This is a genomic window from Exiguobacterium sp. s143 (assembly GCF_018618895.1).
GTDB classification, from domain to species: domain Bacteria; phylum Bacillota; class Bacilli; order Exiguobacteriales; family Exiguobacteriaceae; genus Exiguobacterium_A; species Exiguobacterium_A abrahamii.
The window spans coordinates 1012116-1025258 of the sequence record NZ_JACSMX010000001.1 but is presented as its reverse complement, the minus strand read 5'-3'; the positions used below and the strand labels follow the sequence as shown (position 1 = coordinate 1025258).

The window sequence follows — 13143 nt, the reverse complement described above, 5'->3', positions numbered from 1 at the left end:
CATTGTAACGGAAATAAACCATTTGGAGTAGCAGGAACGACTTGCTACATGTCGAACTAACAACAAAAGACTATGCAAAAAAATTGGAGGCAAGAACCATGGAAATCACATTAGGCGGAATCGCCGGATTAGTCGCTGCGATCGCATTCGTAGTGCTCGTCATTTTCCTTGCCCGTGTATTAGGTGCTGCGAGTAAGACGCTCAACAATGTAGCCAACACGACAGCAGGACTTGAACGTCAATTAGACGGTATCATGATGGAGACGACAGCGTTGTTACATAAGACGAATCGTCTGGTCGATACGATTGAAGAAAAAACAGAATTGCTTGCACCTGTCGCAAACTCGATCGAAGAACTCGGTACGTCTTTAAACAAAGTGACAGATTCTGTCCGGACAGTATCCGATACGGTTGCTGGTGCAGCGGATACGAATAAAGAACAGATTGCGCAAGCAGTCCGTTGGGGCTCAGTCGCTGTAGAGTTATTTAAGAAAAATAAACCGGCAGAGACTACGGTTCAAAATCATTCGACGGCAACGACGACGGTTGAGAAAAAGCCACGTCGTCGATTCCGGAAAAAGGCAGAGGCGCCGGTCACACCGGAAGTCGTGTCAGTACCGGACGTTGAAAGCATTCCAGATGAGTTGAAGGGAGATCGTAAATCATGACGAAACAACACCCATATCAAGCACAAGATTCTTCTAAAGGAGGAGGCTTCCTTGCCGGAGTCATCGTTGGTGGATTGATTGGTGCTGCGGCAGCTCTCCTTTCTAGCCCAAAATCAGGTCGTGAAGTACGCAATCTGATTGACGAGCGTACGGCGCCTGCGCGTCAACGTTTGACGGAACAGACACAAGTTGTCCGTGAAAAAGCGGAGCCACTCGTAGGTGAGTGGATTCAACTAGCGAAAGATAAGGCAGCACCTGTCATTGAAAAAGCGAAGAATAATTCAACGGTTCAAGAAGCGGCACAATATGCGGGCTTTGAGAAGGATCAAGCAAGCATTGATGCTGCTCTCGCAGAAGCGGAGCAACTCGTACGTGACATCGAACGTGAAATCGGCGACGAAGTGGATGGGGCGTCTGTTGCAGAAGAGATCGACACGGAGACGGTCGTTGAACTTTCGGAGTTACGCGAACAGTTAGCAGACGAACAAGAGGAAGACAATGATCCGCAGTCTGATGTGAATCATAAGAAATAATCAATATATGAGGAGCTCTCATCACGAGGGCTCTTTTTCTATGTTTCCTTATAGAGAAAACACAAAAAAATTATATGAAAAAACGTAATTTATTTTCATATTTTAAGAAATCATGCAGCTTCTTTATGTACAACAGGGAAAGAGTTCGCTATAATTAGTTGCTATTACGAGCTATATGCTGATTAGGGAGTGGTAGGACATGGATCAACATGCAGAATTAAAAAGATTACGTGATGAACTCGATTTAGTGAATGCAGAATTATTGGAATTGATGAACAGACGAGGTCAAATTGCCGTTGAAATCGGAAAAGTCAAACGAGCACAAGGGCTTGATCGATACGACCCTGTTCGAGAACGTCAAATGCTCGAATCAATTGCCGCTAATAACCATGGACCTTTTGAAACAGGACGCCTTCAGCATGTATTTAAAGAAATTTTCAAAGCTTCTCTCGAATTACAAGGAGAAGATCGGACTCGGAAATTACTCGTATCACGGAAACAAAAACCGACGAATACGATCATCCGGATCGGAGATGCCGTCATCGGAGACGGTTCGCAACAATTAATCGCTGGACCGTGTGCGGTCGAGAGCGAAGAACAAGTATTTGAGGTCGCGGAACAGCTCGCGAAACACGGCGTGAAGTTCATGCGAGGCGGAGCGTACAAACCACGTACATCGCCTTACGACTTCCAAGGTCTAGGACTCGAAGGTCTAAAGATGTTGAAAAAAGCAGCGGACGCGCACGGTTTGCATGTCATCACTGAAATCATGACACCGAGCGCCGTTGAATCTGCTTTACCATATGTCGACATCATCCAGGTCGGCGCACGCAACATGCAAAACTTCGATTTACTCAAGGAAGTCGGTCGTACGAATAAACCGGTTCTTTTAAAACGAGGTCTTTCTGCAACGCTCGAGGAATTCATGTACGCGGCTGAGTACATCATGGCGAGTGGTAACGATCAAGTCATCTTATGTGAGCGTGGCATTCGGACGTATGAACGTGCAACACGGAACACGCTTGATATCTCGGCAGTTCCGATTCTGAAGCAAGAGACGCATCTCCCTGTCATGGTCGATGTCACGCACTCGACAGGACGTAAGGATTTACTCTTGCCAACAGCAAAAGCGGCATACGCGATTGGAGCAGACGCTGTCATGGTCGAAGTCCATCCGTTCCCAGCACTTGCATTGTCTGATGCGAACCAACAACTCGATTTCCAAGAATTCGATACGTTCATCGAAAACTTGACGACTACCTTTCCGGCACTAAACGTTCAATGATTTCCGAAAAAGGGTAACCTAAAGCGAATGAAAACGTTTTACAATGAAGGAAGAATGGGAAAAGAAAACTATCTTTTCCTGTCTTCCTTTCGTGTTGCCTAAAAATGAAAACGAAATGAAAACACTTGAGATGGATCATACTAAAGGAGGAATTTGTTTTGAATAGTAATATTACGATTTACGATGTCGCGCGAGAGGCTGCTGTTTCAATGGCGACCGTATCGCGTGTCGTCAACGGAAACCCGAATGTCAAACCATCTACACGAAAGAAGGTCCAAGACGCAATCGAACAGCTTGGTTATCGTCCGAACGCTGTTGCCCGTGGACTGGCAAGTAAAAAAACAACGACGGTCGGTGTCATCGTGCCCGATATCTCGAACATCTTCTTTGCGGATTTAGCACGCGGGATTGAGGATGTCGCGACAATGTATAAATATAACATCATTTTATGTAACTCCGACCAAAACCGGGAAAAAGAGATTCATTTGCTCAATACATTACTCGGAAAACAGGTGGATGGAATCATCTTCATGGGCGGACGTTTGCATGAGGATCTCGTTCGTGAGTTCAAAACATCACCAGTTCCGATCGTTCTTGCTGCGACGTTGAATCAAGATTATGATCTTCCTGCCGTCAACATCGATTATGAGAGTGCTGCGCACGATGCTGTTAAGTCTTTGATCGACCGTGGACATGAACGGATTGGATTCATCACTGGACCACTCGAACAGCAAATCAATGGTGAAAAGAAATTTGCGGGTTATCGCCGAGCACTCGAAGAAGCAAATCTTCCGTTTAACGAGCAAAATGTCGTCCTTGGAAACTATACGTATGATTCAGGAATGAAGGCGATGAATCAATTGCTTGAACTTGGAGAAGATTGCCCACGCGCGATTTTTGCTGGAACGGATGAGATGGCTCTTGGTGTCATCCATGCCTTACAGGATGCTGGACACCGTGTACCGGAAGACTTCGAAGTCATCGGACACGATAACACACGTCTTGCGACGATGATTCGTCCGAAACTGACGACTGTCGTTCAACCGATGTATGATATCGGAGCAGTCTCGATGCGTCTATTGACGAAAATCTTGAACAAAGAAGAAATTGAAACGAACGATGTCACGTTACCACACCGGATCGAACAACGGGATTCGACACGTCCTTAATCGAAAAAACGTCTCTTCTCTCAAGCAAGCTGCTTGAAAAAAGAGACGTTTTTTATTTCGCGACGGTAATAAGTTCATCTTGGTGATGGTGGAGTTGGTCATTTTCGACATGGAGTCGAACCGTCGTCTGACCAGGTGCAGTCAATGTCACTTTCCCGCTGTAGGCATCGCCCTTTTTTTCTAGAGGAACGTAGTTATGCTTTTCAATGCCCGTTTCAATGACTTCCACTTGTACGTTCGCTTTTAGCGGTTTCCCATCGAGGAAAACATGAAAGGAGACGGGAAGTTCAGCACCAGCTTTCGCTTTTGTTGCGCCCATGTAATGGACAGACAGACCGTCGACGGCTTCGTGATCATGTCCATGCTCGTGCGATGCTTCCTCTTTTTCATGTGAATGATCCATGACGACGAATGAGATCTTATCCATATGATGGAGTCCTTTTTTATCATTGATATGATACAGTCCTTCATACTCACCTTCAGCAAGCTTAGCTTCTGCTTGATAAGAACCCGTCTTTTTCAAGGTTGCCTTGAACTTTTGATGGGCACCGTCTTGTTTTCCGGCTTCCCAAACTTCAAATGTCACGTCCTCAAGATTGACTGGTTTCTTTTGTTCGACAGCTGACGCTTTAAAAACAACTTTATCTTCTTCCATTGTCTTGGCCGGAACATTGACGTTGACCTCGACCGTCGGTTTTCCTGACCCTTGCATGTTATCGTGATCCATTGCCTGTTTTTCATTGCCGCACCCTGCGAGTACGATCCCCGTCGATAGAATAAGACCGGAATAAAGCCATGCCTTTTTCATGATGATTCCCCCAACTATTATTCATTTACTAAGTAAAAATTCCATATTTAGTATAGCAACAAGTTGTGAACTCCGAACGAAATAAATGTGAAGATATAAAGTCGATTAATCAACGGAGTAAGGGGAAGTCGCAGTCAATTGTTTCTTACGTTCATCGCTCACGAACGGCCAAATTAGTCGTTTAACAGTCTCCCAATTTTTTTCTTCGATTTCAGGTCGTCGCGGAATGGCGGGGTAGAGTGGTGTTGGATCATGCCAGTGTGTTGGTGGGGGTGTTTCTTGCCCACTCCAACGTTCTTGCCATGAAGTAGGAATCTCTCCACGAAACGGAGCTTGTCCGGTCATGGCAGCAAAAACTTGACTCCACGCGCGGGGGACGACACGATACCAGTCATAGCCACCGCCTCCTAAAGCAACGATTTTTCCATTCGTATATTTATTTGCTGCAGCGACGGCGATTTGAGGGATCTGCTCATAACTTTTCATCGTTAAGGATAAATGAGTCAATGGATCAAGCGCGTGTGCATCGGCACCATTTTGCGTAATGATGAGATCCGGTTGGAACAATTCACAGGCTTCAAAGAGTGCCGTCTCATAAGCGAGTAAAAACGAATCATCTTCCGTAAAGGCGTCCAGTGGCACGTTCCAGCTAAATCCATATCCTTCTTCAGACCCTCGTTCCGTCACCATTCCCGTTCCTGGAAACAAGTAGCGACCCGTCTCATGGAGAGACAATGTCATGACGTCCTTTCGATTATAAAAGGCCCATTGTACTCCATCGCCATGATGAGCGTCCGTATCGACATAAAGAATTTTACAGTGATATTTTTCAATCATGGCTGCCATGGCGACAGCGGTATCGTTATAGACACAAAAACCAGAGGCACGCCCACGGAATCCGTGATGCAAGCCGCCACCGATATGAAAGGTCCGTTTATATTGACCAGATAAGACGAGGTCACATGCTTCGATCGTGCCGCCGACAAGGAGAGAAGCGCCCGAATGCATCCCCTGGAACAAAGGGGTGTCTTCTGTCCCAAGACCATACATCTGTGCCTTCAGAGGCGTTAATGCTCCGGTCCCGGCTGCTTTGACGGCAGCAATATAATCCTGATCATGAACGAGTGACAATTCTTCATCAGTCGCATGACGTGGCGCGATACAAGGAATGTCATCTAATTGATGCATCGCTTCAAGCAAAGAAACCGTTAATTCGAGGCGAATCGGATTGAATGGATGTGTCTCCGAAAACCGATAAGTCGCCTCTTCAGGACTGTACAGATAGGCAAAATCCTTCATCTGCTCACATCCGGTCCAAGTACATCGAATCCTTCTTTGCGCAACTTTTCGATGATCCGAATCGGATTCATCGTCTGGACACGAAACGCAACGATCCGGACATACGGATCGTCTGTTGGATATACGAGTACATTTAAGATATTGATATTCGTTTTGGCAAGCAGTGCGGCAATCTTTGCTAATGTTCCAGCAGTGTTCTCAACACGGATTTCGATTTGAGAACTTGGTTCGAGTGCACCCGTCAATTGAACGAATGTCCGCAACAAATCCGTTTCCGTGACGACACCGACAAGGCGTCGACCGCGGACGATTGGCAGACACGTCAATCGATATTCATAAAACAGCACAGCCGCATCTTCGAGAAAATCGAGCGGGTGAGCCGTGACAGGACTTTCAATCATGATGCTTGAGACCGGATACTGTAGGTCTTGTTTTGCCGTATCCGGATGAAAGATACTACTTGCGCTTTGAATTTCCTTTAGTCCGACAAGACCGACGAGTTCATGGCGGGCATTGACGACAAGAACATGACGAATCTGATGACGTTGCATGAGTTCGACCGCATGCGCGATGGAATTCGTCGGTTGCATCGTGATGCACGTCGTATTCATGATTTGTTCGATTAACATGACGATTCCTCCTCGAGCTCAGTCATACATGAAACGTCTTCTCAAGCGTAGCGCATCAAAATGAGCGACGACTTCAGGTGAGACGTGTTTTCCGATACGCGCCATCAGGCAGTTGGCAGGATGGGAGGCGATTTCCGGATCGTCGGTCGGGAAGAAGACAAGACCACCATGGTTCATCATCTTCTCCATGATTTTTCGGTAATCCCAGACCGATAGTCCGCTCCCTTTTAAGTCCCAATGCCAATAATATTCAGTCGTTAAAATCAAATAGTGTTCCATAGCTGGATCGAGCATAGAGATTTCAAGCAATTTTTTACCGATCTGTTGTCCGCGAAACCGAGAGGAGACTTCGATCGCTCCGAGTTCCAAGATGTACGGATTGTTTCCTTCGCTCCACGTTTCGTATGGATCAGGGTATAAGTAAGTCACATAACCGATGATTTCCGTTCCTTGACGGGCGACGATGATCCGTCCTTCCTCAAGGTCTGCAATCTCAACGAGCGCTTGATGTTGTTCAGCGGGTGGACGAAAAGCCGTCAACCCTGAATCGAGTGTATACATTGCTAGTGTTTGACTCGGTACGGGACCTTCGATGTCAACAGGACCGAGTGATGTTTCATGCGTCCGATGATTGAATTGTTTTTCAAACATGTAAGCGTCACCACCTTCCTATTCATTATAGACGAAAGCGCTTGAGCAAAGAGAGGGATTTTTTAACAAATTGACGGCAAATGGATTGAACTGACGGATAACTAGCTTATAATAAAGAGGAAAACATAGAAGGGGAGGAACGAGACATGAAAGTTTTGAAAGCGCTTCCGGGGAAGCATTGGTTAGCAGAGTATGATGAAACGAACACGTACGACTGGAAAGATGCTGAGCAGTACTTTTCATGGGCGACAACGGGGAAAGTCAACATGGCTCATGAAGCAATCGACCGCCACGCAGAAGGCGAGCGGGCGAACAAGGATGCGCTGATCTATTTCGATGGAACGACGGAACAACGATTCACATATGCAGATATGAAACGATTGACGAATAAAGCGGCAAACGTATTAGTCGATGCAGGGGTCAAAACGGGTGACCGTATTTTCATCTTCATGCCACGTTCACCGGAATTGTATTTTGCCTTGCTTGGCGCACTGAAGGTAGGCGCAATCGTCGGTCCGTTATTTGAAGCATTCATGGAACAAGCGGTCCGTGATCGCTTGCTTGATTCTGAAGCGAAGTTACTCGTGACGACGAAGGCATTGCTCCCACGTGTTCCAGTTGGGGAACTGGAATCACTTGAAAAGGTAGTACTTGTCGACGAAGATGTCGAAGAATCGGACACATTACTCGATTTCCGCAAAGCGTTCGAGCAAGCATCCGATGTATTCGAACCGGTCTGGTTAGATCGTGAAGACGGATTGATCCTGCACTACACTTCAGGATCGACAGGGAAACCAAAAGGTGTCCTCCACGTTCAAAATGCGATGATTCAGCACTTAATGACAGGCCGATGGGTACTTGATCTCCAAGAAGATGATGTCTACTGGTGTACGGCTGATCCGGGGTGGGTCACAGGAACAAGTTACGGTATCTTCGCACCATTCTTGAATGGCGCGACGAACATCGTCGTCGGTGGACGGTTCAATCCGGATTTCTGGTACAGTGTCATCGAGAAGTACAAGGTAACGGTCTGGTATAGCGCACCAACGGCTTTCCGGATGTTGATGGGAGCAGGAGCGGATGTTGCAAATCATCATGATCTCTCAAGTCTTCGTCATGTATTGTCTGTCGGAGAACCGTTGAACCCGGAAGTCATTCGTTGGGGGAAAGAAGCCTTTGATCAACGGATCCATGATACATGGTGGATGACGGAGACGGGCGCGATGATGATTTGTAACTACAAGTCGATGGACATCAAACCGGGATCAATGGGGAAACCGATTCCAGGAACTCAGGCTGCGATCATTGATGATCAAGGAAATGAGTTACCGCCATTTCGGATGGGGAATCTTGCTTTAAAAACACCATGGCCATCGATGATGCGTCAAATTTGGAACAATCCGCAGAAATATGAATCGTATTTCTTTAAAGGATGGTATGTCTCAGGGGATTCTGCCTATATGGATGACGAAGGTTACTTCTGGTTCCAAGGACGTGTCGATGATGTCATCATGACGGCTGGAGAACGGGTTGGTCCGTTCGAGGTCGAAAGTCGTCTCGTCGAGCACCCAGCTGTCGCAGAAGCCGGTGTCATCGGGAAACCAGATCCAGTCCGCGGTGAAATCATCAAGGCGTTCATTGCCTTACGTGATGGTTACGAGCCGACGGATGAACTAAAACAAGAAATCCAAGCATTCGTCAAAGAGGGGCTGGCTGCTCACGCGGCACCGAGAGAAATCGATTTCCGGGATAAATTGCCGAAGACACGAAGTGGTAAAATCATGCGCCGTGTCCTGAAAGCATGGGAGTTGAATCTTGAAACAGGCGATTTGTCGACGATGGAAGATTGAACGTAAAAAAGGATGAATCACCGTGACAGGTGATTCATCCTTTTTGTTAGTTTTCAGAAGCAGCATCATTTTTCTTTTCATCTTGTTTCTTCTGTTGTTCTTGCTGTTTCTTCGCCTCTGCTTCTTTTTTCTTAGCATCAGCTTCTTGTTTCTTAGCGTCCGCTTCCGCTTTCTTTTTTGCCTCTGCTTCGGCTTTTGCTTTTGCATCGGCAGCACGCTTGGCGTCATCGGCTGCTTTTTTCTTAGCATCAGCTTCCGCTTTTTCTTTAGCCTGATCTTGTTCTTTTTGTTGCTCTTCTTTCTTCTGTGCGTCAGCTTCTTTTTTCTTTTCTTCTGCTTCTTTCTTTTTCTTCGCTTCGGCTTTTTTCTTTGCTTCTTCCGCTTTTTTCTTCTTATCTTCTTCTTTGAAGCGACCACTGTTCTTGAAGTCGTTTGCTGTTACAGAAGATGGTTGTGTGAAGCGGGCACCGGATTTGAAGTAACTACTGTTCGCGGCATACGTCGCATTCGCCATTTGTGACCACAGCGTTTGTGTTCGTTGGTAATAGGTCGTTGGACCGATGAGCGAGTTGTTCTGATCGTGTCCTGTCCAAACGGCAAGCGTCACACCAGGAGTGGAACCGACAAGGTAAGAGTCTTTGACATCGTTCGTCGTACCTGTCTTACCAGCCCAATCTCCAGGAACGTTCAATCGATCTTTTGCAAACGTTGCTGTGCCTTTTGAGAAGACGCCACGCATCATATCAAGTGTCAGGTAAGCTGTTCGTGGTTCATAAATTCGTTTTTTCTTCGGTTTTGCTTTATAGATATCTTTTCCGTCTTTCGTAATTTTCGAAATGACGTATGGTTGCACGAATTCACCATAGTTGGCGAGTGTCGCGTAAGCACCAGCAAGTTCGACCGGTGTAATCTCCATCGTTCCGAGTGCCGCCGAAGGAGCATAACGAATCGCATCCGGTACTTCAACACCCATATCGACGAGTTTTTGAATCGAGTTCGACATGTTCATCTTCTCGTAAATCTTAACGGCAGGTACGTTCAATGAGAGTTCAAGTGCTGTACGAACCGTCACGTTTCCACGATAACGTCCACCTTCGTTCTTGATCGGACGATCACCTGGTTGACGTGGTACGGTCTGGTAGTAGTACTCTTCATCATTGACGGTAGATGCCGGAGTGATCAAACGATTTTCAATCCCGTTCGAGTAGACGAGAATTGGTTTTGCCGTTGACCCGATTTGACGTTTCGCTTGGAATGCTCGGTTAAAATCATCGGCTTTTCCATCAAGGTAACGTCCACCAACGAATCCGAGGATACGCCCCGTCTCATTCTGAACCATGACTGCTGCTGTTTCTTCTGGATCTTGTTTCGAAACGGTTTTTTTCGTTTTTGGATCGACGACTTGTTTGTACTGCATGCCACCAGGGAAGTTCCCGTTGTTCTTCGCAGGTTGTTGCATCGATTCATGAATTTTTTTATCTAGCGTCATGTGAACTTTGTATCCACCTTGACGGAGTGCAACCAGTGCTTGATCTTGATAGTTTGCCCGGACTTCTGCCAGTTCAGACGGTTTGACTTCGTCTTCTTTCACACCATCTTGTTTCATCAAGTACTTCGTCATGATCTTCGTCGCTTCACGTTCTGCTAAATCATAGACATACGGATACGTGTCACGCGAACGTTTCGACTGTTTCGCGAAGTCTTTCGTGATGTCGTGTTTGATTGCTTTTTCATATTGTTCTTTCGTAATGTTTTTTGCGACATACATTCGCTTCAACACGGTCTTCATCCGATTGACACTTGGCGTCAAGTCCTTTTTGACGACACCGCCTTGTAGATAAGGTGTGTAGTAGTAAGGGTTTTTCGGAATACCAGCGAGGAAAGCTGCTTGTGGTAACGTCAGTTTTTTCGCTGATTTGTTGAAGACCCCTTGGGAGGCAGCTTCGATACCGGCGATGTTACGCCCGAGTGAATTTCGTCCGAATGAGACGACATTCAAATATGCCTGTAAAATTTCATCTTTTGACATCGCATTTTCAAGGCGGAGCGCTAAGATGATCTCTTTTGCTTTCCGTTCGAATGAAACTTCGTTCGTCAGGATTTGGTTTTTAATTAATTGTTGTGTCAGCGTACTTCCGCCGGTGCGTGACGCTGAATTCGTCAATTCTTGTAAGACTGCTCGTAAAGTTGCTTTTGGAACGACTCCATCATGTTGATAAAAATCTACGTCTTCCGTTGATAGAAGCGCATCAATTAAATAAGGGGAGATATTCTTGATATCAACCGGCTGACGTTCTTCATCCGTTGAGATGTTCGTCAGCTTTTCGCCACTTCCCCAATAAATTTGACTTGTCACCGCATAACTGTTCACTTCTTGTTTCATCTCAGTCAAAGGTGGTGCTTTCGTATCTTTGACGAGGGAAGCGAAATATCCTCCAGCCGCTCCGACAGAGAAGCTGCCGATGAGAAGGACTGCTATGATGAGGAATAAAATGATGTTCCACGAAACATCGTATGTGATATTCGACCAGTGCCGAACGGCTTTCGTCCGGGGGTGATTCCAAAACTTGAACCAGTTCTCGCGCATAAATGATCTCCTTTGCATCTTAAACTTAGGTGTAAATTAATATTAAATCACAGATAGACGTATTATACCATAAATCCACCAGTGAAATCGGACTTGACAGCGGATTCGTCTTCGACGTATCATGAAACCATCTTATTTTCATATACTACGTTAAACAGTGATCGGAATACAGTAGTAAGTCACTCCCTGTGACAGAGACCTAGTGGTGCTGCGAACTAGGACACAGTGAACTTACGAATTACGCTTCCAGGAGTTTCTTGAGAAATCAAGCGGTCCGTCCCGTTATCGACGAACCAAGTGGTCCTTTTATGTAAAGGGCAATCAGGGTGGTACCACGGAATCTTCCGTCCCTTCGTCTTAGACGAAGGGGCGGTTTTTTATTGTTAAAAGTGAACTTTAGGAGGAGACACAATGACGTTACTAGAGGATTTAGAATTTCGCGGTTTAATTAACCAAATGACGGATGAAGAAGGATTGAAGACATTACTCGAGACACCAACGACGCTTTACACAGGCTTTGATCCAACAGCAGATTCGTTGCATATCGGACACTTGTTGCCGATCTTAGTCTTAAAGCGATTCCAACAAGCAGGTCACCATGTCGTAGGTCTCGTTGGTGGAGCAACGGGAATGATCGGAGACCCGAGTGGTCGCGCAACAGAACGTTCGTTGAATACATCGGATATCGTCGAAGAGTTCGCGAATCGGATTAAGGGCCAGTTGTCACGTTTCTTACCGCTTGAAGGGGAGAACCCGGTCACGATCGCCAATAACCTGGACTGGACGAAAGATTTGACGATCATCGATTTCTTACGCGATATCGGAAAACACTTCCCGGTCAGCTACATGCTTGCGAAAGATTCTGTTGACTCACGCCTTCAAAACGGGATCTCATTCACTGAGTTCTCATACATGTTACTTCAATCGTTTGACTTCTTGAAACTCTACGAAGACAAAGGGTGCCGCCTTCAAGTCGGAGGAAGTGACCAATGGGGGAACATCACAGCAGGGATGGAATTGATTCGTCGTGCGGGTCATGAAGAAAAAGCATTCGGTTTGACGGTACCGCTTGTTACAAAAGCAGACGGTCAAAAATTCGGTAAGACAGCAGGTGGTGCGGTTTGGTTAGACGCTGACAAAACGTCACCGTACGAGTTCTACCAATTCTGGTTCAACGTTGACGATCTTGACGTCATCAAGTTCTTGAAATACTTCACGTTCTTAACGCACGAAGAACTCGACGCGCTCGCAGAAGAAGTCAAGGCAGCACCAGAGAAGCGTGTCGCGCAACGTCGTCTCGCAGAAGAGATGACCGTTCTCGTCCATGGTGAAGAAGGTCTGACACAAGCACAACGTATTACGACAGCACTCTTTAGTGGAGATATTAAATCGTTGCAAGTCGAAGATATCGAAGATGCGTTCAAAGGAATGCCGCGCTTTACACTCGGTGAAGCGACAAACCTCGTCGACGTTCTCGTTGAGGCGAAGATCAGTCCGTCAAAACGTCAAGCACGTGAAGACGTCACGAACGGTGCAATCTACCTAAACGGAGAACGCGAGCAAGATTTAACGAAAGAAATCACGGAAGCTGATGCAATCGGTCGCTTTACGATCGTACGTCGCGGAAAGAAAAAATACTTCGTCGTCGAGCATGCTTGATGATA

Annotated in this window: 11 protein-coding genes and 1 other annotated feature; of the genes, 6 read left to right on the top strand and 5 right to left on the bottom strand. The window is 46.3% G+C overall.

Annotated elements, in window-relative coordinates:
- Nucleotides 1-98: 98 nt before the first annotated feature.
- The 4 genes from KNQ03_RS05505 (at nucleotide 99) to ccpA (ending at nucleotide 3655) form a co-directional block, all read left to right on the top strand.
- Nucleotides 99-668, top strand: a complete 570-nt coding sequence (locus KNQ03_RS05505; protein WP_029342359.1) for a DUF948 domain-containing protein — start codon at nucleotides 99-101, stop codon at nucleotides 666-668.
- Entirely contained in the window at nucleotides 665-1201 is a 537-nt protein-coding gene (locus tag KNQ03_RS05500; protein WP_064299494.1) for a YtxH domain-containing protein, read from the top strand. The genes KNQ03_RS05505 and KNQ03_RS05500 overlap by 4 nt, the downstream gene beginning before the upstream one ends.
- A 199-nt stretch (nucleotides 1202-1400) precedes the next feature.
- Nucleotides 1401-2486, top strand: a complete 1086-nt coding sequence (locus KNQ03_RS05495; RefSeq protein ID WP_023469069.1) for a bifunctional 3-deoxy-7-phosphoheptulonate synthase/chorismate mutase — start codon at nucleotides 1401-1403, stop codon at nucleotides 2484-2486.
- Between the two features lie 158 nt (nucleotides 2487-2644).
- Nucleotides 2645-3655 (top strand): catabolite control protein A, encoded by a 1011-nt coding sequence (gene ccpA, locus KNQ03_RS05490; protein ID WP_023469068.1) that lies wholly within the window; start codon nucleotides 2645-2647, stop codon nucleotides 3653-3655.
- Nucleotides 3656-3707: 52 nt separating this feature from the next.
- Here ccpA and KNQ03_RS05485 read toward each other — a convergent pair whose 3' ends face one another.
- From KNQ03_RS05485 to KNQ03_RS05470, 4 genes are all read right to left on the bottom strand, one after another.
- On the bottom strand, nucleotides 3708-4463 hold the full coding sequence (locus KNQ03_RS05485) for a maltotransferase domain-containing protein (RefSeq protein ID WP_149427725.1): 756 nt from the start codon (nucleotides 4461-4463) through the stop codon (nucleotides 3708-3710).
- A gap of 105 nt (nucleotides 4464-4568) precedes the next feature.
- Nucleotides 4569-5762: an acetoin utilization protein AcuC gene (locus tag KNQ03_RS05480; protein ID WP_023469066.1), complete on the bottom strand. Its 1194-nt coding sequence runs from the start codon at nucleotides 5760-5762 to the stop codon at nucleotides 4569-4571.
- On the bottom strand, nucleotides 5759-6391 hold the full coding sequence (locus tag KNQ03_RS05475; protein ID WP_023469065.1) for an acetoin utilization AcuB family protein: 633 nt from the start codon (nucleotides 6389-6391) through the stop codon (nucleotides 5759-5761). The genes KNQ03_RS05480 and KNQ03_RS05475 overlap by 4 nt, the downstream gene beginning before the upstream one ends.
- An 18-nt stretch (nucleotides 6392-6409) precedes the next feature.
- The gene (locus KNQ03_RS05470; RefSeq protein WP_149427723.1) at nucleotides 6410-7042 is read right to left on the bottom strand and encodes a GNAT family N-acetyltransferase; all 633 of its coding nucleotides are present in this window, start codon (nucleotides 7040-7042) and stop codon (nucleotides 6410-6412) included.
- 146 nt (nucleotides 7043-7188) lie between these two features.
- Here KNQ03_RS05470 and acsA point away from each other — a divergent pair, with 146 nt between their 5' ends.
- Nucleotides 7189-8892, top strand: a complete 1704-nt coding sequence (acsA, locus tag KNQ03_RS05465; protein ID WP_035396511.1) for an acetate--CoA ligase — start codon at nucleotides 7189-7191, stop codon at nucleotides 8890-8892.
- Between the two features lie 46 nt (nucleotides 8893-8938).
- On the opposite strand, the gene KNQ03_RS05460 is transcribed toward acsA, so the two are convergent.
- Nucleotides 8939-11479: a transglycosylase domain-containing protein gene (locus KNQ03_RS05460; RefSeq protein ID WP_133207620.1), complete on the bottom strand. Its 2541-nt coding sequence runs from the start codon at nucleotides 11477-11479 to the stop codon at nucleotides 8939-8941.
- Between the two features lie 148 nt (nucleotides 11480-11627).
- Nucleotides 11628-11834 (top strand) — a binding site (T-box leader).
- A gap of 56 nt (nucleotides 11835-11890) precedes the next feature.
- Between KNQ03_RS05460 and tyrS the strand changes: the two genes are divergently transcribed.
- Nucleotides 11891-13138: a tyrosine--tRNA ligase gene (tyrS, locus tag KNQ03_RS05455; protein WP_064299499.1), complete on the top strand. Its 1248-nt coding sequence runs from the start codon at nucleotides 11891-11893 to the stop codon at nucleotides 13136-13138.
- The last annotated feature ends 5 nt before the right edge of the window (nucleotides 13139-13143 follow it).

What these genes read in the sequence shown, in the direction of transcription:
- KNQ03_RS05505 (WP_029342359.1), top strand. Translation starts at nt 99, where the DNA reads ATGGAAATCACATTAGGCGGAATCGCCGGATTAGTCGCTGCGATCGCA.
- KNQ03_RS05500 (WP_064299494.1), top strand. Translation starts at nt 665, where the DNA reads ATGACGAAACAACACCCATATCAAGCACAAGATTCTTCTAAAGGAGGA.
- KNQ03_RS05495 (WP_023469069.1), top strand. Translation starts at nt 1,401, where the DNA reads ATGGATCAACATGCAGAATTAAAAAGATTACGTGATGAACTCGATTTA.
- KNQ03_RS05485 (WP_149427725.1), bottom strand. Translation starts at nt 4,463, where the DNA reads ATGAAAAAGGCATGGCTTTATTCCGGTCTTATTCTATCGACGGGGATC.
- KNQ03_RS05480 (WP_023469066.1), bottom strand. Translation starts at nt 5,762, where the DNA reads ATGAAGGATTTTGCCTATCTGTACAGTCCTGAAGAGGCGACTTATCGG.
- KNQ03_RS05475 (WP_023469065.1), bottom strand. Translation starts at nt 6,391, where the DNA reads ATGTTAATCGAACAAATCATGAATACGACGTGCATCACGATGCAACCG.
- KNQ03_RS05470 (WP_149427723.1), bottom strand. Translation starts at nt 7,042, where the DNA reads ATGTTTGAAAAACAATTCAATCATCGGACGCATGAAACATCACTCGGT.
- acsA (WP_035396511.1), top strand. Translation starts at nt 7,189, where the DNA reads ATGAAAGTTTTGAAAGCGCTTCCGGGGAAGCATTGGTTAGCAGAGTAT.
- KNQ03_RS05460 (WP_133207620.1), bottom strand. Translation starts at nt 11,479, where the DNA reads ATGCGCGAGAACTGGTTCAAGTTTTGGAATCACCCCCGGACGAAAGCC.
- tyrS (WP_064299499.1), top strand. Translation starts at nt 11,891, where the DNA reads ATGACGTTACTAGAGGATTTAGAATTTCGCGGTTTAATTAACCAAATG.